This is a genomic window from Streptomyces sp. W16, from assembly GCF_033194735.1.
Taxonomy (GTDB): domain Bacteria; phylum Actinomycetota; class Actinomycetes; order Streptomycetales; family Streptomycetaceae; genus Streptomyces.
Genome location: NZ_JAWOAI010000160.1, coordinates 1 through 19,115 on the forward strand (window position 1 = coordinate 1; position 19,115 = coordinate 19,115).

General features: G+C 69.2%; 18 protein-coding genes. 11 read left to right on the plus strand and 7 right to left on the minus strand.

All coding sequences use genetic code 11. The annotated features are described in order from the left end of the window. Positions 1-429 precede the first annotated feature (429 nt). Both R6V09_RS22040 and R6V09_RS22045 read left to right on the plus strand, forming a co-directional pair. Positions 430-1,971 carry an RNA polymerase sigma factor gene (locus R6V09_RS22040; protein ID WP_317883151.1) on the plus strand — a complete coding sequence of 514 codons (1,542 nt, stop codon included), beginning with the start codon at positions 430-432 and terminating at the stop codon, positions 1,969-1,971. A gap of 133 nt (positions 1,972-2,104) precedes the next feature. Next, complete coding sequence (locus R6V09_RS22045; RefSeq protein WP_317883152.1) at positions 2,105-2,962, plus strand: S1 family peptidase; 858 nt, start codon at positions 2,105-2,107, stop codon at positions 2,960-2,962. A 116-nt stretch (positions 2,963-3,078) separates the two neighbouring features. Here R6V09_RS22045 and R6V09_RS22050 read toward each other — a convergent pair whose 3' ends face one another. Beyond that, positions 3,079-3,312: a DUF7455 domain-containing protein gene (locus R6V09_RS22050; protein WP_019072919.1), complete on the minus strand. Its 234-nt coding sequence runs from the start codon at positions 3,310-3,312 to the stop codon at positions 3,079-3,081. 441 nt (positions 3,313-3,753) lie between these two features. Here R6V09_RS22050 and R6V09_RS22055 point away from each other — a divergent pair, with 441 nt between their 5' ends. The 6 genes from R6V09_RS22055 (at position 3,754) to R6V09_RS22080 (ending at position 10,701) form a co-directional block, all read left to right on the plus strand. Beyond that, positions 3,754-5,874 (plus strand): DNA gyrase/topoisomerase IV subunit B, encoded by a 2,121-nt coding sequence (locus tag R6V09_RS22055; protein ID WP_317883153.1) that lies wholly within the window; start codon positions 3,754-3,756, stop codon positions 5,872-5,874. 252 nt (positions 5,875-6,126) lie between these two features. Beyond that, complete coding sequence (locus tag R6V09_RS22060) at positions 6,127-6,651, plus strand: DUF1453 domain-containing protein (protein WP_317883154.1); 525 nt, start codon at positions 6,127-6,129, stop codon at positions 6,649-6,651. After that, entirely contained in the window at positions 6,648-7,799 is a 1,152-nt protein-coding gene (locus R6V09_RS22065) for a histidine kinase (protein WP_317883155.1), read from the plus strand. The genes R6V09_RS22060 and R6V09_RS22065 overlap by 4 nt, the downstream gene beginning before the upstream one ends. Further along, positions 7,796-8,482: a response regulator transcription factor gene (locus R6V09_RS22070; protein WP_317883156.1), complete on the plus strand. Its 687-nt coding sequence runs from the start codon at positions 7,796-7,798 to the stop codon at positions 8,480-8,482. Before R6V09_RS22065 ends, R6V09_RS22070 begins: the two co-directional genes overlap by 4 nt. A 69-nt stretch (positions 8,483-8,551) precedes the next feature. Then, positions 8,552-9,112, plus strand: a complete 561-nt coding sequence (locus R6V09_RS22075; protein WP_317883157.1) for a DUF485 domain-containing protein — start codon at positions 8,552-8,554, stop codon at positions 9,110-9,112. Beyond that, on the plus strand, positions 9,109-10,701 hold the full coding sequence (locus R6V09_RS22080) for a solute symporter family protein (protein WP_317883158.1): 1,593 nt from the start codon (positions 9,109-9,111) through the stop codon (positions 10,699-10,701). The genes R6V09_RS22075 and R6V09_RS22080 overlap by 4 nt, the downstream gene beginning before the upstream one ends. A gap of 60 nt (positions 10,702-10,761) precedes the next feature. Here the strand turns inward: R6V09_RS22080 and R6V09_RS22085 are convergent, their stop codons facing one another. Further along, entirely contained in the window at positions 10,762-11,454 is a 693-nt protein-coding gene (locus R6V09_RS22085; RefSeq protein ID WP_093629561.1) for a response regulator, read from the minus strand. A 159-nt stretch (positions 11,455-11,613) separates the two neighbouring features. On the opposite strand from R6V09_RS22085, the gene R6V09_RS22090 reads away from it, so the two are divergent. The 3 genes from R6V09_RS22090 (at position 11,614) to R6V09_RS22100 (ending at position 14,433) form a co-directional block, all read left to right on the plus strand. After that, positions 11,614-12,429: an ABC transporter ATP-binding protein gene (locus R6V09_RS22090; RefSeq protein WP_200709977.1), complete on the plus strand. Its 816-nt coding sequence runs from the start codon at positions 11,614-11,616 to the stop codon at positions 12,427-12,429. Next, entirely contained in the window at positions 12,419-13,297 is an 879-nt protein-coding gene (locus R6V09_RS22095; RefSeq protein ID WP_317883159.1) for an ABC transporter permease, read from the plus strand. Before R6V09_RS22090 ends, R6V09_RS22095 begins: the two co-directional genes overlap by 11 nt. 83 nt (positions 13,298-13,380) lie before the next feature. Then, the gene (locus tag R6V09_RS22100) at positions 13,381-14,433 is read left to right on the plus strand and encodes an ABC transporter substrate-binding protein (RefSeq protein WP_317883160.1); all 1,053 of its coding nucleotides are present in this window, start codon (positions 13,381-13,383) and stop codon (positions 14,431-14,433) included. A gap of 38 nt (positions 14,434-14,471) precedes the next feature. On the opposite strand, the gene R6V09_RS22105 is transcribed toward R6V09_RS22100, so the two are convergent. The 5 genes from R6V09_RS22105 to R6V09_RS22125 form a co-directional block, all read right to left on the minus strand. Further along, entirely contained in the window at positions 14,472-15,152 is a 681-nt protein-coding gene (locus tag R6V09_RS22105) for a response regulator (protein WP_317883161.1), read from the minus strand. After that, the gene (locus tag R6V09_RS22110; protein WP_317883162.1) at positions 15,149-16,804 is read right to left on the minus strand and encodes a sensor histidine kinase; all 1,656 of its coding nucleotides are present in this window, start codon (positions 16,802-16,804) and stop codon (positions 15,149-15,151) included. Before R6V09_RS22110 ends, R6V09_RS22105 begins: the two co-directional genes overlap by 4 nt. A gap of 247 nt (positions 16,805-17,051) precedes the next feature. Then, entirely contained in the window at positions 17,052-17,525 is a 474-nt protein-coding gene (locus R6V09_RS22115) for a hypothetical protein (protein ID WP_317883163.1), read from the minus strand. 229 nt (positions 17,526-17,754) lie between these two features. After that, on the minus strand, positions 17,755-18,693 hold the full coding sequence (locus tag R6V09_RS22120; RefSeq protein ID WP_317883164.1) for a sucrase ferredoxin: 939 nt from the start codon (positions 18,691-18,693) through the stop codon (positions 17,755-17,757). Positions 18,694-18,747: 54 nt separating this feature from the next. Next, positions 18,748-19,115: citrate/2-methylcitrate synthase (locus R6V09_RS22125; RefSeq protein WP_317883165.1), on the minus strand; the 368-nt coding region annotated here is incomplete at its 5' end.

Here is a 19,115-nt window from a genome sequence, read left to right on the forward strand (position 1 = left end):
CGCGGGGCGGTCGGCGCGGTCGAGGTGCGCCGCGCTCTCGTGGCGCCGCCCGGCCGGGGCGCCCGTATCCCGCCGGACCCCGCAGGATCCTCCAGGGAATCCGGCGGGGTCCGGCGGTGCGACAGGGCACCGGCCCCCTGAGGAGCGCCTGTCACGGCCGTAGGTGACCTCCTCTGCCCGTGTCTGACCGTTTTTGAACGCTTACGGGGTGTGACTCGGGCCACGCAGATTGGGCGTAACGCTCGCGGGCACTGTGCGATGACCTAAGAGGTGACAGCCGCGGAAGGGAATACGGACGCCGTTCAAGGCGCTGTAATTCTTCCCGGCCCCAGCCCGCGCCGTCGGCCCATCCCCAAGTCGGCGGTCGTCGGCTCCTGTCCGTACCGGACGGGGCCGGAAGCCGTTTTCCATCGTTCCGAGAGGTTGTTCGTGTCGGCCAGCACATCCCGTACGCTCCCGCCGGAGATCGCCGAGTCCGTCTCTGTCATGGCGCTCATCGAGCGGGGAAAGGCTGAGGGGCAGATCGCCGGCGATGACGTGCGTCGGGCCTTCGAAGCTGACCAGATTCCGGCCACTCAGTGGAAGAACGTACTGCGCAGCCTCAACCAGATCCTCGAGGAAGAGGGTGTGACGCTGATGGTCAGTGCCGCGGAGCCCAAGCGCACCCGAAAGAGCGTCGCAGCGAAGAGTCCGGCCAAGCGCACCGCCACCAAGACGGTCGCCGCGAAGACGGTGACCGCCAAGAAGGCCACCGCCACCGCGACTCCGGCGGCGCCCCTCGCCGACGCTCCCGCCGAGGACGACGCCCAGAGGGCCGCTGCCAAGAAGGCGGCGCCCGCCAAGAAGGCGGTCGCCAAGAAGGTCGCCGCCAAGAAGACGACTGCTGCGGCGGCCAAGAAGACCAGCGCCAAGAAGGACGACGCAGAGCCCGTCGACGACGAGGCGACCGAGGAGACCCCCGGCAAGACCGGGGACGAGCCCGAGGGCGCCGAGAGCGCCGGCTTCGTACTCTCCGACGAGGACGAGGACGACGCGCCCGCACAGCAGGTCGCCGCTGCCGGTGCCACCGCCGACCCCGTCAAGGACTACCTCAAGCAGATCGGCAAGGTCCCCCTCCTCAACGCCGAGCAGGAGGTCGAACTCGCCAAGCGCATCGAGGCGGGTCTGTTCGCCGAAGACAAGCTGGCGAACGCGGACAAGCTCGCTCCCAAGCTGAAGCGCGAGCTGGAGATCATCGCCGAGGACGGCCGCCGCGCCAAGAACCACCTCCTGGAGGCAAACCTCCGTCTGGTGGTCTCCCTGGCCAAGCGCTACACCGGCCGCGGCATGCTCTTCCTGGACCTCATCCAGGAGGGCAACCTCGGTCTGATCCGCGCGGTCGAGAAGTTCGACTACACCAAGGGCTACAAGTTCTCCACGTACGCCACCTGGTGGATCCGTCAGGCGATCACCCGCGCGATGGCCGACCAGGCCCGCACCATCCGTATCCCGGTGCACATGGTCGAGGTCATCAACAAGCTCGCGCGCGTGCAGCGCCAGATGCTCCAGGACCTGGGCCGCGAGCCCACCCCGGAGGAGCTGGCCAAGGAACTCGACATGACCCCGGAGAAGGTCATCGAGGTCCAGAAGTACGGCCGTGAGCCGATCTCCCTGCACACCCCCCTGGGCGAGGACGGCGACAGCGAGTTCGGTGACCTCATCGAGGACTCCGAGGCCGTCGTCCCGGCCGACGCGGTCAGCTTCACGCTCCTCCAGGAGCAGCTGCACTCCGTCCTGGACACCCTGTCCGAGCGCGAGGCCGGTGTGGTCTCGATGCGCTTCGGTCTCACGGACGGTCAGCCGAAGACCCTCGACGAGATCGGCAAGGTGTACGGGGTCACCCGTGAGCGCATCCGCCAGATCGAGTCCAAGACCATGTCGAAGCTGCGCCACCCGTCGCGTTCGCAGGTGCTGCGCGACTACCTCGACTAGGTCGTAGTCGTACGACACGGAAGGCCCGGTTTCCCCTCGTGGGAACCGGGCCTTCCGTGTTGGCGCGGGTGCGGGGCGCGGCGCACTGGATCACTCTGGGTCTCTCATGACCATCCCAGAGTGAGGAACGTGCATGCGTCGTCCCTTTGCCCGGGCGCTGACCCGGCCGCTGGTCCTGGCGGCTGCCGCGTCCGCCATACCGCTGGTCTCCGCGGCCCCCGTGGCCGCCGACAGCATCGTCGTAGGCGGGTTCCCGGTCGATGTCTCCGAGAGCCCGTGGACGGTGGCGCTGTCCAGCCGTGACCGGTTCGGGGGTACCCGGGCGGGACAGTTCTGCGGCGGTGTCGCCGTGGCCCGGACCACCGTGCTGACCGCGGCCCACTGCATGGGTGACGACGTGCTGGGTGCGCCACCGAACCGCGCGGGCGACCTCAAGGTCCTCGCGGGCCGTACGGACCTGCTGTCGGGCAGCGGCCAGGCGATCGCCGTACGGGACGTGTGGGTCAACCCCGACTACGACACCGCGAGCAACGCCGGCGACTTCGCCGTGCTCACCCTCGCCGCACCGCTGCCCCAGAGCTCGGTCATCGGGATGGCGGCGGCGGGTGACACGGCCTACCGGCCGGGCACGGCAGCCACGGTCTACGGCTGGGGCGATCTCACCGGTGGTGGCGACTACGCAGGCAGCCTGCACGCCGCGCGCGTGCACGTGCTGCCCGACGCCCGCTGCGAGGAGGCGTATCCGGGCAGTGCGGACGGCACCTATCTCCCCGGGGCCATGCTGTGCGCCGGAGAGCCCCAGGGGGGCCGTGACGCCTGCCAGGGGGACAGCGGGGGACCGCTGGTCGCCCAAGGCCGGCTGATCGGGCTCGTTTCGTGGGGCAGCGGGTGCGGGCGGGCCGGGAGCCCCGGCGTCTACACCCGGGTGTCCGACGTCCTGCGGACGCTCGGCCGCCACCGCGGCGCACCGGGGCCGCACAGGGGCGCCTGACGGCCTCTGAGGGGCATCGGTGGATACGAGGACGGGCGGCCCCGCTCCTGTGGTTCAGGAGCAGGGCCGCCCGTCGCCGGCCTGTGCCGGTGCTGGCTCGTCGTGGACGCGAAGTGTCAGCGCTCTTCTTCAGGAGTGCTTGCTGCGGGAGCGGCGGTCAGTCGCTCCGACTCGTCCTGTATCTCAGCGGCGATCTTCTTGAGTTCCGGCTCGAACTTGCGGCCGTGGTGGGCGCAGAAGAGCAGTTCTCCGCCGCTGAGCAGGACGACGCGCAGGTATGCCTGGGCGCCGCAGCGGTCGCAGCGATCGGCGGCCGTCAGCGGGCTCGCGGGGGTCAGAACAGTAGTCACGTCGCCTCTTCTCTAGCTCGACGAGCTGTCGTACCAGGGTCAACATCCAACCAGCCCGAAAACGTTCCCGCTCGGGGCTTTTCCTCGAAAAATTCTTCCGTGGCGGCTGTCTGCTGCCGGTTGGCGGCGAATGTGCCGTATTGCGTGTCTATGTGTCTGTACGGGTTCGCGCTGTGGGTCGGGGTCGGTCCTCCCGGCTGGGTTGCCGGTTGTTCATGAGGACGTGCCCGGAGCCTAAATGGTTCATGCCCCGAAGGGAACGTGATATGTACTTCACTCCATCGAGGGATCGAACAGGTATACGACCCTGGACTAGTGTGAGGAGGAGACGAGGGTGGCGTTACAACGGCTCTACCAGGCCTCGGTACCCTCTGAGCGGCAACCGAAGCCGGGCCCTTACCCAAAAGGGCCTCATCTGAAATTCAGCGAGGAGCGAACCGCGTGACCGCCGAAACGTCCGTGCCGTCGACAGCGCTGCTGGCAGGAGCAGACCGGGACGGTTCCAACTACACCGCGCGGCACCTGCTCGTCCTTGAGGGGCTAGAGGCCGTACGCAAGCGCCCGGGTATGTACATCGGGTCGACCGACAGTCGTGGCCTGATGCACTGTCTGTGGGAGATCATCGACAACTCCGTGGACGAGGCCCTGGGGGGCTACTGCGACCACATCGAGGTGATCCTGCACGACGACGCCTCGGTGGAGGTGCGGGACAACGGCCGGGGCATCCCGGTCGACGTCGAGCCCAAGACCGGCCTCTCCGGTGTCGAGGTCGTCATGACCAAGCTGCACGCCGGCGGAAAGTTCGGCGGCGGATCGTACGCCGCCTCCGGCGGTCTGCACGGCGTGGGTGCCTCCGTGGTGAACGCCCTGTCCGCGCGGCTCGACGTCGAGGTCGACCGCAGCGGCAACACCCATGCCATCAGCTTCCGACGCGGTGTGCCCGGCTCCTTCGCGACGGCCGGCCCCGACGCCACGTTCGAGCCCGGTGGCCTGCGCAAGACCAAGCGGATTCCCAAGACCCGCACCGGCACGCGCGTGCGCTACTGGGCCGACCGCCAGATCTTCCTCAAGGACGCCAAGCTCTCTCTGGAGGGCCTGCACCAGCGGGCCCGGCAGACCGCGTTCCTGGTGCCCGGGCTGACCATCGTCGTCCGCGACGAGTACGGCCTCGGCGAGGGCGGCAGCAAGGGCGAGGAGTCCTTCCGCTTCGACGGCGGCATCAGCGAGTTCTGCGAGTACCTGGCGAGCGACAAGCCGGTCTGCGACGTGCTCCGTCTGTCGGGTCAGGGCACCTTCAAGGAGACGGTGCCCGTCCTGGACGACCACGGCCAGATGACACCCACCGAGGTCACGCGCGAACTCGGCGTCGACATCGCGCTGCGCTGGGGGACCGGTTACGACACGAACCTCAAGTCGTTCGTCAACATCATCGCCACCCCCAAGGGCGGCACCCATGTCGCCGGCTTCGAGCAGGCGATCGTCAAGACGATGAACGAGGTGGCGCGCGCCAAGAAGCTGCTGCGCGTCGCCGAGGACGACGTCGTCAAGGACGACGCCCTGGAGGGCCTCACCGCGGTCGTCACCGTCCGGCTCGCCGAACCCCAGTTCGAGGGGCAGACCAAGGAGGTGCTCGGTACGTCCGCGGCCCGCCGCATCGTCACCAACGTGGTCACCAAGGAGTTCAAGGACTTCCTGACCTCGACGAAGCGCGACGCGGCGGCCCAGGCCCGGGTGGTCATGGAGAAGGCCGTCGCCGCGGCCCGTACGCGTATCGCGGCCCGGCAGCACAAGGACGCGCAGCGCCGCAAGACGGCCCTGGAGTCCTCCTCGCTGCCCGCCAAGCTCGCCGACTGCCGCAGCGACGACGTCGAGCGCAGCGAGCTGTTCATCGTCGAGGGAGACTCCGCGCTCGGTACCGCCAAGCTCGCCCGGAACTCCGAGTTCCAGGCGCTGCTGCCGATCCGCGGCAAGATCCTCAACGTCCAGAAGTCGTCCGTCACCGACATGCTGAAGAACGTCGAGTGCGGCGCCATCATCCAGGTCATAGGAGCGGGATCGGGCCGCACCTTCGACATCGACGCGGCCCGCTACGGCAAGATCATCATGATGACCGACGCCGATGTGGACGGCTCACACATCCGCTGTCTGCTCCTGACCCTGTTCCAGCGCTACATGCGGCCCATGGTCGAGGCAGGCCGGGTGTTCGCCGCGGTGCCGCCGCTGCACCGCATCGAGCTCGTCCAGCCCAAGAAGGGCCAGGACAAGTACGTCTACACGTACTCGGACCGTGAGCTGCGCGAGAAGATGCTGGAGTTCCAGAGCAAGGGCGTCCGGTTCAAGGACTCCATCCAGCGCTACAAGGGTCTCGGCGAGATGGACGCCGACCAGCTGGCCGAGACGACGATGGACCCCCGTCACCGCACCCTGCGCCGGATCAACCTCTCCGACCTGGACGCGGCCGAGCAGGTCTTCGATCTGCTCATGGGCAACGACGTGGCACCCCGCAAGGAGTTCATCTCCAGCTCGGCCGCGACATTGGACCGGTCGCGGATCGACGCGTGACCGTCGACGTGTGACCGACGGCGCCGGATATCGGCTCCGGTCCCGTTCCGAACCCGATCCGGGCCCGGAACCGAGGCACCGGCCGATGCCCGGCGCCGTCGGTCTGCTCCACCCGTGGGTGGAGGCCGACGCGGTCCGCGGATCCACCCACGATCCACCCTGGCGCCGATTTGCTGACCAGCGAATTTCCGTAGCTTCGAAGACGTCGGCAGCGCTCGCCGCCGACATCCCCTTCCGCTCACGGAGGCTCCGATGTCCGGGCTCGTCAACACGTTGGTGATCGTGGCCGTGGTCGCGGTGGTGATCGTGCGGCAGTTCCGCGCCCGCCGGATCGGCACCGACCGGCGCTGGTGGCTCCTCCCCGCCGTCCTCGCGGTCGTCGCCCTCCGCGAGCCCGGCATACTCGACGCGCACCACCACACCGAGTCGGCCCTCCTGCTCGGCGTCGAACTGCTCATCGGGCTGGCCACCGGAGCCGGCTGGGCCTGGACCACACGCCTGTGGGTCGAGACGGACGGTTCCGTGTGGAGCAAGAGCACCAGGGCGAGCGGGGGCGTCTGGATCGTCGGCATAGCCTTGCGCGTCGGCCTCGTCGCCCTGGGCGCGTTTATCGGTGTGCACCAGAACAGCTCTGCCCTGATGCTCGGTCTCGCGGCAACGCTGCTGGTCCGCTCCGGCGTCCTGGTCTGGCGGGCCCAGTCCTTCACCGGGACGGCCGGATCCGCCCCGGCGTACGGTTTCGGCATGGCGCCGCCCGCCCGGAAGGAGCGCGCGTGACGGAGAACGCGTGGACGCGCTGGCCCTCGCGGGAGGCGCTGAGCCGGGCGGGAGTCTCACGGCCCCGGCGTCTGCTCGCCTGGGCTGTCCGGCTGCTGGTGATCGGCATGCTGTTGTGGGGCGCCTTCACCGGCGACCATGTCCACGGCTGGGCCCTCGCCGGAGGCATTGCCGGAATCCTCGTGACCGCTGCCCTGGCCTGGGCCTTCTGGCGCACCACCCTCGCCCACAGGCTCTGGCCGTCAGTGGCCCTCATCGCCGCGCTCCTCGGAATCGCCATCGCGGGACAGGCGGTCGGCTTCACGGTCCCGGCCCTCGTCGTCTGGTGCGGCTGTGCTGTCAGTTCGCTGGAGCGGCTGCCCATCGCGGTCGCCGTGCCCGTGACATCGGTGTCCCTTGCGACCTTCGCCGCGGTCAACAACGACGTGTGGCTGACCACCGCGGTCACGACGGCCGGACTGGCCCTCGCCGGATACACGCTCCGCCTCGACGCCGAGGCCCGGGGCAACGCCCAGCGGCTGCTCACCCAGGAGCGCATGGCTCGCGCGGCCGAGGCGGAGTCCGCCGCGCTGGCGGAGCGGGCACGCATAGCCCGGGAGATCCACGACGTGCTGGCACACAGCCTCTCGGCCCAGCTCGTGCACCTGGAGGCGGCCCGGCTGCTGATCGAGCGGGGCGCCGACCGGGAGACGATTCTGGAACGGGTCGTGGCGGCACGGGGAATGGCCCGCGACGGCCTCGCCGAGACCCGGCAGGCCCTGTCCGCGCTGCGGGGCGAGATGACCCCGCTTGAGGACTTCCTGACCGAGATCGTCGCTACGACCGCCGGTGCCGAGGTCACCGTTACGGGTGACCGACGGCAGCTCTCGGCCGAGGCCTCGCAGGCCGTGCGCAGGGTCGCCCAGGAGGCCCTGACGAACGTCCGCAAGCATGCCCCGGGCGCCAAGGTGCGCCTTCGGCTGGAGTACGGCGAGCACGAAGTGAGGCTGGATGTACGGGACTCGGGCGGCTCGCCCGGCGAACTGACCGGTGCGGGAGGTGGGTACGGTCTGCTGGGCATGCGGGAACGCGCCGAGTTGCTGGGCGGTTCACTGCGGGCCGAGCCGGAGGAGGAGGGATTCGTGGTGACGTTGAAGGTGCCCGCATGACGGAGGAGGCCGTGAAGAAGCCCGCGCGGGTCGTGGTCGCGGATGACCAGACCGTCGTACGGGAAGGCATCGTGATGCTGCTGGGGCTGCTGCCCGGGATCGAGGTCGTCGGCGCTGCGGGCGACGGGGACGAGGCGGTGCGGCTCGTCGCCGAACTCGCCCCGGACGTGGTCCTGATGGACCTGCGCATGCCCCGCTGCGACGGTGTCGAGGCGACCCGGCGGATCCGTGCGGAGCATCCCGGAACGCAGGTCGTGGTGCTCACGACCTTCGCGGACGACGCGTCACTCTTCCCGGCGCTGCGCGCGGGGGCACGCGGCTACCTCACCAAGGACGCGGGCGGCGACGAGATCGTACGGGCCGTGGAGAGCGTGCTCTCCGGGGACGCGGGTCTGTCGCCGAGCATTCAACGGCGGCTGCTGGAGCGCCTGTCGGACCCCGAGCCGCAGCCGTCGTCGGGTCCCACCGAGCCGCCGGACGGGCTCACCGCGCGGGAGGCCGAGGTGCTCGTGCTGATCGCCGAGGGCCTGACCAACCAGGAGATCGCCCGCAAGCTGCATGTCTCCACGGCGACGGTGAAGACCCACATCAACAACCTGTTCGGCAAGACGGGACTCAAGGACCGTGCGCAGGCGGTGCGTTACGCCTACGGGAAGGGACTGGTGCGGCCACCAGCGGGTTGAGTCACCTGATGGGGTGAAGACCCCGGAGAAGAAGAGTCGGGGATCTTCCCGTTCTGTCCATCCTTGGGCATGCAGTCAAGCAACGGTCGTCCCCGCGGTGGCGCGAGTGGTCACGAGAGTCCGGCCGAGAAGCACGAAGGTCATGACCTGACCCCCGCCGAGGCGTCCGGAAAGGTGAGATACCACGACCCGTGGTACGACGCACTCGCGTCCGGCTGGGGCGAGTTGGACGGCACGGGGGTCCCCGCTCCCGAGGTGCCGGCCGCACGCAGGGAGGACGAGGGACCGGTGCTGCGGGCCGGGGACGTGTATCTCGACGTGCAGCGCAGTGCGGCCTTTCAGGAGGTGCGCAGCCGCTATCTGCGGTTCGTGGTGCCGGGCATGATCGTCTTCCTCACGTGGTACGTGGCGTACGTAGTGGCCGCGACGACCGCGCCCGGACTGATGGCCCGGCCCGTGGCGGGTGCCGTGAACGTGGGGATGGTCGCGGGGCTCGGGCAGTTCCTCACCACGTTCCTGCTGACCTGGGCGTACGCCCGCCATGCGCGGCTGCGCAGGGACCGGGCCGCGCTCGAACTGCGGTGGGACACCCAGGAACTGACGCGTGGTGTGCGAGGCGGTGTTTCGTGACCGGCAATCATCAGACGCTGGCGTTGCTGCTGTTCAGCGGGTTCGTCGCCGTCACCCTGGGGATCACGACCTGGGTGAGTCGCAACCGGCACGGCTCGGCGGAGGAGTTCTACGCGGGCGGGCGGCTCTTCTCCCCGATGGAGAATGGTTTTGCCATCGCGGGCGACTACATGTCGGCCGCCTCCTTCCTCGGCGTCACCGGGCTCATCGCGCTGTACGGCTACGACGGCATGCTGTACGTGGTGGGCTTCCTCGTCGCCTGGCTCGTGGTGCTGTTCCTGGTCGCCGAACTGGTGCGCAACTGCGGGCGGTTCACACTCGCCGACGTGGTCGCCGCGCGGATGAGCGAGCGGCCCGTGCGGATCGCGGCGGGAACTTCCTCGGTCACCGTGTCCGTTCTGTATCTGGTGGCACAGATGGTGGGCGCGGGCAGCCTGGTGTCGCTGCTGCTGGGCGGGACGAGCCCGGCCGCGCGGGCGTGGACCGTCATCGGCGTCGGCGCGCTCATGGTGATCTATGTGTCGTTGGGAGGGATGCGGGCCACCACCTGGATCCAGATCGTCAAGGCGATCCTGCTGCTGAGCACCACCGTCGCGCTGACGGTGCTGGTGCTGCTGCGCTTCCACGGCAACATCGACCAGTTGCTGCTCACCGCGGCCGACCGCAGCGGTCATGGCCTGTCGTTTCTGGCGCCGGGGCTCAAGTACGGCGGGGACTGGACCGCGCGGTTCGACTTCATGAGCCTGGGTCTGGCACTCGTGCTGGGGACGGCCGGACTGCCGCACATCCTGTCCCGCTTCTACACCGTGCCGACCGCGCGGGCCGCGCGCCGTTCGGTGGTGTGGTCGATCGGGCTCGTCGGCGGCTTCTACCTGATGATGATCGTGCTCGGCTTCGCCGCGGCCGCCGTCGTCGGACCGGAAGCCCTCAAGAAGTCGAACGCGGCGGGGAACACCGCGGTCCCGCTGCTGGCACTCGACCTCGGGGGCGGCGCCAACTCCACAGGCGGCACAGTCCTGTTCGCGATCGTCGCCGCCGTGGCCTTCGCCACGATCCTCGCCGTGGTCGCCGGGATCACACTGGCCTCCTCGGCATCCGTGGCCCACGACCTCTACGCGTCACTGCGACGCCGGCGTGCCAAGCCGTACAGCGAGGTGGCGGTGGCGCGGACGGCGGCGGTCGGCATCGGTGTGATCGCGATCGCGCTGGGCCTGCTCGCCAGGGACCTCAACGTCGCCTTCCTGGTGGGCCTCGCCTTCGCCGTCGCCGCCTCCGCGAACCTCCCGGTGCTGCTCTACTCCCTGTTCTGGCGCGGCTTCACCACACGCGGCGCCGTCTGGGCCGTATACGGAGGGCTGATCCCCGCACTGGCCCTCGTGCTGCTCTCGCCGGTCGTGTCGGGCAGCCCCGATTCACTGTTCCCGGGCGTCGACTTCCAGTTCTTCCCGCTCCAGAACCCCGGCCTCGTCTCGATCCCGCTGGGCTTCCTGGCCGGCTGGCTCGGCACGGTCACCTCGCCGGAGGTCCCGGACGAGGCCAAACATGCGGAGACCGAGGTACGGGCACTGACGGGGGCGGGGGCCGTGTAGCCGGGGCGCCCGCCGTCGTCGTACGGACGCCCCTGTCGGCCCCGCACAGCTGTCGCGCGGCTACGGCGCCACCCAGGCGTAGCGGTGTTCCGGGCGGCCCGTGTCGCCGTATTTGAGGGAGAGGCGGAGGCGGCCGGCCTGTTCCAGGTGGCGGAGATAGCGCTGCGCCGTGGAGCGGCTCAGGCCGGTCTCGGCGGCGACCTCGTGGGCCGAGAGCGGGTGGCCGGCGCGGTGCAGGACGCCGCAGATCAGGTCGGTGGTCGGTTCCGAGTGGCCGCTCGGCAGACCGGGGGAGGCCGGTGCGGTGGTCGTGCGCAGGGCGCCGAAGATGCGGTCGACCTGCTCCTGGCCGGCTATGCCACGGCCGCCGACGCGGTCGACGGTGCGGCGCAGGGCGGCGTACGAGTCCAGGCGGGTGCGCAGGGCGGCGAAGGTGAACGGCTTGACCAGATAGTGCAGGGCGCCCAGGCGCATCGCCCGCTGCACGGTCGTCACATCGCTGGCCGCCGTGATCATGATGACGTCGGTCGTGTGGCCCTGTTGCCGCATGCGGTGGACGAGTTCGAGACCCGTCTGGTCGGGCAGATAGTGGTCGAGCAGCACCAGGTCGATGGTCCCGCGTTCCACGGTGGCCAGTGCCTGGGCAGCGCTGTGTGCGCGGGCGGCGACCCGGAATCCGGGAACCTTTCCCACGTACTTGGCGTTGATCTCGGCGACGCGGAAGTCGTCGTCCACGACCATGACGTCAATCATTGGGCCTCTTTCCTCAAGGCCAGGCGAGCGTTAAGCCCGTGTTTCGGCTCCGCAGTTGTAGCGCGAGCAAAACGAGCACAACAGGCTCTTGCGAGCAAAAGAACGGCTTGCGCCCAGAAGACTGCTGTTGTGGCACGGGCCACATCTACGGTCCCGGCCATGAGCGCAGACACCAGCCCCGCCATCGAGCTGCGGGGCGCGAGCAAGACCTTCAGGACCCCGTCGGGGGGTCTGCACACGGCCGTACGGGGGCTTGATCTCACCGTGGGACGTGGCGAGTTCGTGGCGGTCGTCGGCCCCACGGGCTGCGGCAAGTCGACCACGCTGACCCTCGTCAGCGGGCTGGAAGAGCCCTCCGAGGGCGATGTGCTGGTGGCCGGGGAGCCCGTCTCCGGCGTCGGCGACAAGGTCGGCTTCGTCTTCCAGCAGGACGCCACCTTCCCCTGGCGCACGGTCCTGTCCAACGTCATGGCGGGCCCGCGCTTCCGTGGCGTACCGAAGGCGGAGGCCAGGGCGAAGGCGCGTGAGTGGCTGGCCCGGGTCGGGCTCTCCGCCTTCGAGGACCGCTATCCGCACCAGCTCTCCGGCGGTATGCGCAAGCGCGTCGCGCTCGCCGCGACCTTCGTCAACGACCCCGAGATCCTGCTGATGGACGAGCCGTTCTCGGCGCTCGACGTGCAGACCAGGGCGCTGATGTCGGACGAGCTCCTGGAACTGTGGGAGGGCACCGGCGCCTCGGTCGTCTTCGTCACCCACGACCTGGAGGAGTCCATCGCGCTGGCCGACAAGGTCGTCGTGATGACCGCCGGGCCAGCCACCGTGAAGCAGGTCTTCGACATCGACCTGCCGCGGCCCCGCAAGGTCGAATCCGTGCGCCTGGAACCGCGGTTCATCGAGATCTACCGCGAGATCTGGGAGTCCCTGGGCGAAGAGGTCCGCATCACACGCGAGAGGGGTGCGGCCAATGTCGCCTGACGTCCTGCCCGAGGACCGGGTCGCACAGGCCACGGTCGAGCCCGGCAGCAAGACGGACCGTGCTCATTCACGCGCGCGTGCCGCCCGTAAACGCAAGCTCGGTGTCGGGGTGGCGAGAGTGCTGCTCCTGGTTGCCGTTCTCGGCCTGTGGGAGGCGCTCTCCCGGGCCAAGGTCATCGATCCGTTCAACTTCTCGATGCCCTCGAAGATCTGGGACCAGATCTGGACCTGGGTGGCCCACGGGACCGCTCAGGGCTCCCTCGGGGAGCAGATCTGGTACACGCTGTACGAGGCGTTGCTCGGCTGGGTCATCGGTGTGATCGCCGGCGTTCTCCTAGGCATCGCGCTCGGACGGATCACCTTGCTCGCCGAGGTTCTTGGTCCATACATCAAGGTGCTCAACTCGATCCCCAGGATCGTCCTGGCGCCCATTTTCCTGATCTGGTTCGGGCTCGGACCGTCCTCCAAGGTCGCCTCCGCCGTCGTGCTCGTCTTCTTCCCGGTGTTCTTCAACGCCTTCCAGGGCGCACGCGAGGTGGATCGCAACCTGGTGGCCAACGCCCGGATCCTCGGCGCCAGCGACCGCAGGGTGACCCTTCAGGTCGTCATCCCGTCGGCCACGTCCTGGATCTTCACCAGCTTGCACGTCAGCTTCGGCTTCGCCCTGATCGGCGCCATCGTCGGCGAGTACATCGGCGCCATCAAAGGCATCGGCCTACTCGTGCAGCAGTCACAGAACACCTTCAACGCGGCCGGTGTGTATGCCGCGATGGTCATCCTCGCTGTCGTCGCCCTCGCTGCCGAGGGGCTGCTGACCTTCGCCGAGCGGCGCATCTTCCGCTGGAAGCCGAACGACTCCGACAGCTGAACCGGCCTGCCGGGCCTCGACGCACCGGCCCACTGGCCCCCACCACCCTCTTCGCACCGCCTTCCCGCAAGGACGTGAACCGCATGCGCAACACCGCCAGATACACCTCGCTGGCCGCCGCCGGCCTGCTCGCCCTCTCCTCGCTCACCGCCTGCGCCAACGACGCGGCCAGCAGCACCGCCGCCGGCAGCAAGGGGGACGGCAAGGGTGAGCAGGTCAAGATCATGGTCGGCGGCCTGGACAAGGTCATCTACCTGCCGGCGATGCTCGCTCAGCGACTCGGTTACTTCGACGCCGAGGGCCTCGACGTGGAGATGCTGAGCGAACCCGCAGGCGTCCAGGCCGAGACCGCGCTCGTCGCCGGGCAGGTCCAGGGGACGGTCGGCTTCTACGACCACACCCTTGACCTGCAGACGAAGGGCAAGTCCGTCGAGTCCGTCGTGCAGTTCTCGCACGCGCCCGGCGAGGTGGAGATCGTCTCCACCAAGGCGGCGAGCGACATCGGTTCACCGAAGGACTTCAAGGGAAAGAAGCTCGGCGTCACCAGTCTCGGTTCCTCGACCGACTTCCTCACCAAGTATCTCGCGGTCAAGAACGGTGTGAACGTCAGCGAGTTCACCCCGGTCGCGGTGGGAGCCGGACCCACGTTCATCGCGGCGCTCCAGAAGGGCGCGATCGACGGCGGCATGACCACCGACCCGACCGTCGCCACCGTCCTGGACAAGAAGGCGGGCAAGATCCTCATCGACATGCGCACCCCCGAGGGTTCGCAGAAGGCCCTGGGCGGGCCGTACCCGTCGTCAAGTCTGTACATGCAGACGGACTGGGTGAATGCACACAAGGGCACCGTCCAGAAGTTGGTCAATGCATTCGTCAAGACACTCAAGTGGATGTCCACACACAGCGCCTCCGAGATCGCGGCCAAGATGCCCGCCGACTACTCCCAGGGCGACAAGGCCCTCTACACGGAGTCCATCAAGAGCACGCTGCCGATGTTCACCGATGACGGCGTGATGCCCGCGAACGGCCCTGAGACCGTTGAGAAGGTGCTCAAGGCGTTCAACCCGAACATCAAGAACGCCGACGTCGACCTCAGCAAGACCTACACGACCGAGTTCGTCGACGCCGCCAAGTGACGGTACGGGGCTGTCGTACGACCGCCACGTGAGCGCATTCAGGCGCGGGTCGCCCACACATACCGATGTTCGGGGCGGCCCGCGTCGCCGTATTTGAGGGTCAGCCGGGCCCGTCCCGTGCGTTCCAGGAACTTCAGATAGCGCTGAGCGGTCTGGCGGCTCACCCCGGTCCGCTCGGCGATCTCCTGGGCCGACAGCGGGCCTTCGGCGTTGAGCAGCGACTGCCGCACCAGCTCGGCGGTGGTGGGGGAGTGCCCTTTGGGCAGTTCGGGCTCCGACGGCGCGGACAGGGCACCGAAGATCCGGTCGACCTCGGCCTGCTCGGCCTCGCCGCCGCCGTCCAGGGTGCGCCGCAGCGCTGCGTACGCCTCCAGCTTGGCGCGGACTCCCGCGAACGCGAACGGCTTGACCAGGTACTGCAACGCACCCTGCCGCATAGCGGCCTGCACGGTCGTCACGTCGCGGGCTGCCGTCACCATGATCACGTCCGTCTGGTGGCCACGGCGGCGCATCTCCTGGACCACCGCGAGCCCCGTGCCGTCGGGCAGATAGTGATCCATGAGGACCAGGTCGACGCGGGGCAGCGTCTCCAACTGGCGCAGCGCCTCGGCCGCGTTGTGGGCCTCGCCGGCCACATGGAAGCCCGACACCTTCTCGACGTAGGCGGCGTTGACCCGGGCGACCCGGGTGTCGTCGTCCACGACCAGGACCTCGATCATCGCGACTCCTCGTCGGCCGGGGTGAGCACCGGTTCCGGCTCCGGCTCGGTCAGTGCCTCGGGGAGTACGACCGTGAACTGCGCACCCCCGCCGTCAGCGTCGCCCACGGTGGCGCTGCCGCCCTGGCGCTCGGCGAATCGGCGCACCAGGGAGAGCCCCAGTCCCCGCTTCCCGTGGGCGGGCGGCTTCTTGGTGGACCACCCTTCGGTGAAGACCAACTCCCGCTGTTCCGCCGAGATCCCGGGCCCGGTGTCGCACACTCTGAGCACGATCGCGCGGCCCTCGGCGCGCAGCTCGACCTCCACGCGCGCGTGTGCGGTGCCGGCGACCGCGTCCAGTGCGTTGTCCACCAGGTTTCCCACGACCGTGACGAGGCTCCTGGGATCGATCACCCGGTCCGGTAGCCGGGTGCGGTCCGCGACCCACAGCGCGACCCCGCGTTCGGCCGCGACCGTCGCCTTGCCGACCAGCAGGGCGGCCAGCAGCGGGTCATGGATCTTCTCCGTCACCTGCTCGGCGGTGACCCGGTGGTCGCCGACCACCTCGCCGACGAAGTCCGCGGCGTCGTCGTACATCTCCAGTTCCAGCAGGCCGAGCAGGGTGTGCATGCGGTTGGCGTGCTCGTGGTCCTGGGCTCGTAGGGCGTCGATCAGACCATGGGTGGAGTCGAGTTCGCGGCCCAGTTGCTCCAGTTCGGTGCGGTCGCGCAGGGTGGCCACGGCGCCGCCGTCGTCAGTGGGCATGCGGTTGGCGACCAGAACCCGCTGGCCGCGCACGGTGAGCAGGTCGGTGCCGGTCGCCCGGCCGGTCAGTACGTCGGTCGTACGGCCCTCGCCGAGCGCCTCGTCTGGAGAGCGGCCGATGGCTTCGTCGCCGATGCCCAGCAGTCTGCGGGCCTCGTCGTTGAGCAGTCGGATGTGGCCGCCGCGGTCGAGGGCCACGACTCCCTCGCGGATACCGTGCAGCATTGCCTCGCGCTCCGCGAGAAGCGCCGAGATATCGGAGAAGGCCAGGTCACGGGTCTGCCGTTGGACCCTTCGGGAGATCAGCCAGGCGGCCAGCGCGCCGACCGCGAGGGCACCGCCGGCGTAGGCGAGCAACCCGGGGATCGCACTGAGGAGCCGGGCGCGCACACTGTCGTACGCGATACCGACCGAGACGGCTCCGATGATCCGGTGGTCGGCGTCGTACAAGGGCACCTTGCCGCGGGCCGAGCGGCCCAGGGTGCCCTTGTCGATCTCCATGACGCTCTTGCCGGCCAGGGCGTCGCTCGGATCGGTGGAGACACGGTGGCCGATCTCCCCGGGCGTGGGATGCGACCAGCGCACCCACTGCCGGTTCAACACCACGATGTACTCGGCCTGGGTGGCGTGCCGGATCCGCTCGGCCTCCTTCTGCACCGGGCCGTTCCTGGTCGGCGGGGTGTTCTGGACACCGGCGGCGATCTGCGGGTCCTGCGCCGTGGTCTGGGCGATGGCCAGAGCGCGGCGCATCGCCTCATGGTCCAGCTGTTTGCTCAGCGGTGCCAGGAAGAGTCCGGTCGCCAGCACCGCGACTCCCGCTGCGATCGCGACCTGCATCAGCAGAACCTGCGAGAACGCCCGCCTGGGCAGCCCGAGGCGCCGACGGCGTGCGGGAGGAGTGGAGCTCATGCCCACGACGGTACGTGGGCGGACGGTGGTCGCCCCAGGGATGTGGCATGGATCTCTTGGTGAATCCGAGTATGCGGCTGACCCAGGTACGTAATGCTGCCACGGGAAAAGGGCGCGCTTTCCTCAGTCATTTCGGCGTCCGGGTAATGAGCCAATTCCCCATGGACCCGATGGGCCCGGCCGGGAGACACCCCCCGTACGGGCCCATCAGGACAAGGGCGACGAAAATCCACGCACATTCTCCGTGTTATCCCTTGGCGAGGACCTTCCCCTTGGGGTTCACCATGATGTAGGTGCCCTTGATCGTTTTGCCGCTGTTGTTCGCGACCCACATCTCGGTGTAGTAGACCGACTTGTAGGACTTGGCTGCCACCGCTGCTTCGAACGAGCCGTTGCTCTGCTTCTTGCCCCAAGTGTGAGAGGCAGCACCGGCGTTGTTCTTGTACGTGATCTCCACATGAGGGTGGCAGCGAGGATCGCTGCCGCCGCCGGCGCTGTAGTAGGCAATGCCGGAAAGGAACACGTGCTTGCCGTGGTATCCCGGAAAGTTCGTCGTGTCGGCCTGGATCCAGTTGTACGTGCATTGGTTGTGGGTGCCGCCGGCCACCCGCCCCGAGGTCTGCGGGTAGTGCGGGCCTTCCGCGAACGCCGCGGACGCACTGCCGAGCACGACGGCCGCGCCGAGAGCCGTGGCCGCGAATCCCCGCTTCTTCCAATTCATGATCTTTTCCCCCTGGTCGGTCGTGAATGGTTGCGCAGGGCTTTCCGCCCCGGCGTTTCCCGTTCTTCTTGTGAATACCGCGACTGTGAGCGCAGTCGGGGTGTTCACTGAAGTTCTCTTGTGGCGAACGCAGTTGAACCTAGCCACCGGTGATCGGGTGTTCAATCGACTTGAGCTAGATCTGAGCCCGATGGCCAATGCCTGAGGAAGTGCGCGGGAAAGGACCGCCTCAGTTCGCGAGCGTCGTCGCCAACTCGCGCACCGCCACCACGTCCATCCGCGCCGGCGCGCCGAGAACCGACGTTCCACAGCTCTCCGGCCGGGGCGGCAGGGAGGCGCCCTGGGCGACGAGCACGCGCCAGTGGCGTCCGTCGGTGTGCGCGACCGTCACTTCCCAGCGGGGGGCGCCGCCGTCCGTCCGTACGACGCTCAGCGCGTCCGTCGCGTACTCACCCGTCGCCGTCCGCACGGCCAGCTCCGCCGCCTGTCCGGGCCGCTCCCAGGCCGAACCGCCCCGGCAGCCCTCGACGACCACCCGGCCCTCCTGGACGCCCTGGAGGATCTCCTTGACGGTGTGGGCCCCGACGCGCCCGTACGCATAGCCGTACGGCAGGACGAGCACCGTGGGCGAGAAACGATGGCCGCCCAGATGGGTGACCTCCCAGGCGCCCTCGACCCCGGAGGCCGCCAGTTCGGCGGCGAGCGGACGGCCCAGGAGCGCACAGCAGCGGTCGCGCTTGCCGTTGGTGCAGACGAGCGCGAGCGGATCGCCCGTGTGGGCCCGCCCGCCGAGCGCGGAGCCGAACGAATGCGGGTCGCCCGCGCCGAGGGCCGCGAAGTCGAGGCCGAGCAACTGCCGCGGGTCGGTGGTCGTGGCGCTGTGCAGCCACGCGTTCCCGGGAACGGTGTGGGCCGCGTACACGTGGCGCACCGGCGACGCCGCGGGGTCGGCGTGCCGCCCGGGACGCCGGATGAGCGCGATCCGTACGCCCGTGTCCGCGGCCGCCCTTTCCAGGGCACGCCCCAGCAGGGGGTCCAGGTGGCTCGAAGTGAGCGCTTTGGCACCCCAAGGACCGGGCTGTTCCAGCAGCAGCCACGTCGTCGCCGTGGCCGCGGTTCCGGAAATGGGCTCGTCGAGGTCCCGAGAGACGGTCGCGCACGTACTCACAGAGGTGAGCCTAACCTGACTTGACCCGGGGCGACTTCCGGCCGTGCTCGTGTCCTACTCCGGTAGTGGTTGAGGCGGCTTCGGTCCGACGTAGTGGCCGCTGGGCCGCATCCGCAGCGGGCGCTCCCCGTACTCCTCCAGGGCGTGCGCGATCCAGCCCGCCGTACGGGCGACCGCGAAGACCGTCTCGCCCGCCGTGGAGGGCATCCCGGAGGCGACGGTGAGCACGGCGAGCGCCAGGTCGACGTTGGCGTGCAGCGGGGTGTGGCGGGCCGTGGTGGCGACGATGTCACGCGCCGCGGCGAGGGCGGGCCCGGCGCCGGGAACGTCCTCCAGGAGTGCGAACAGGGCACGCGCGCGTGGGTCTTCGTCCGGGTAGAGACGGTGGCCGAGTCCGGGGATGCGGCGGCCGGCCCGCAGTT

Excerpts from the sequence above, each read along its gene's own strand:
- R6V09_RS22045 (WP_317883152.1), top strand. The coding sequence starts at position 2,105 with ATGCGTCGTCCCTTTGCCCGGGCGCTGACCCGGCCGCTGGTCCTGGCG.
- R6V09_RS22060 (WP_317883154.1), top strand. The coding sequence starts at position 6,127 with ATGTCCGGGCTCGTCAACACGTTGGTGATCGTGGCCGTGGTCGCGGTG.
- R6V09_RS22070 (WP_317883156.1), top strand. The coding sequence starts at position 7,796 with ATGACGGAGGAGGCCGTGAAGAAGCCCGCGCGGGTCGTGGTCGCGGAT.
- R6V09_RS22075 (WP_317883157.1), top strand. The coding sequence starts at position 8,552 with ATGCAGTCAAGCAACGGTCGTCCCCGCGGTGGCGCGAGTGGTCACGAG.
- R6V09_RS22085 (WP_093629561.1), bottom strand. The coding sequence starts at position 11,454 with ATGATTGACGTCATGGTCGTGGACGACGACTTCCGCGTCGCCGAGATC.
- R6V09_RS22090 (WP_200709977.1), top strand. The coding sequence starts at position 11,614 with ATGAGCGCAGACACCAGCCCCGCCATCGAGCTGCGGGGCGCGAGCAAG.
- R6V09_RS22095 (WP_317883159.1), top strand. The coding sequence starts at position 12,419 with ATGTCGCCTGACGTCCTGCCCGAGGACCGGGTCGCACAGGCCACGGTC.
- R6V09_RS22100 (WP_317883160.1), top strand. The coding sequence starts at position 13,381 with ATGCGCAACACCGCCAGATACACCTCGCTGGCCGCCGCCGGCCTGCTC.
- R6V09_RS22105 (WP_317883161.1), bottom strand. The coding sequence starts at position 15,152 with ATGATCGAGGTCCTGGTCGTGGACGACGACACCCGGGTCGCCCGGGTC.
- R6V09_RS22110 (WP_317883162.1), bottom strand. The coding sequence starts at position 16,804 with ATGAGCTCCACTCCTCCCGCACGCCGTCGGCGCCTCGGGCTGCCCAGG.
- R6V09_RS22115 (WP_317883163.1), bottom strand. The coding sequence starts at position 17,525 with ATGAATTGGAAGAAGCGGGGATTCGCGGCCACGGCTCTCGGCGCGGCC.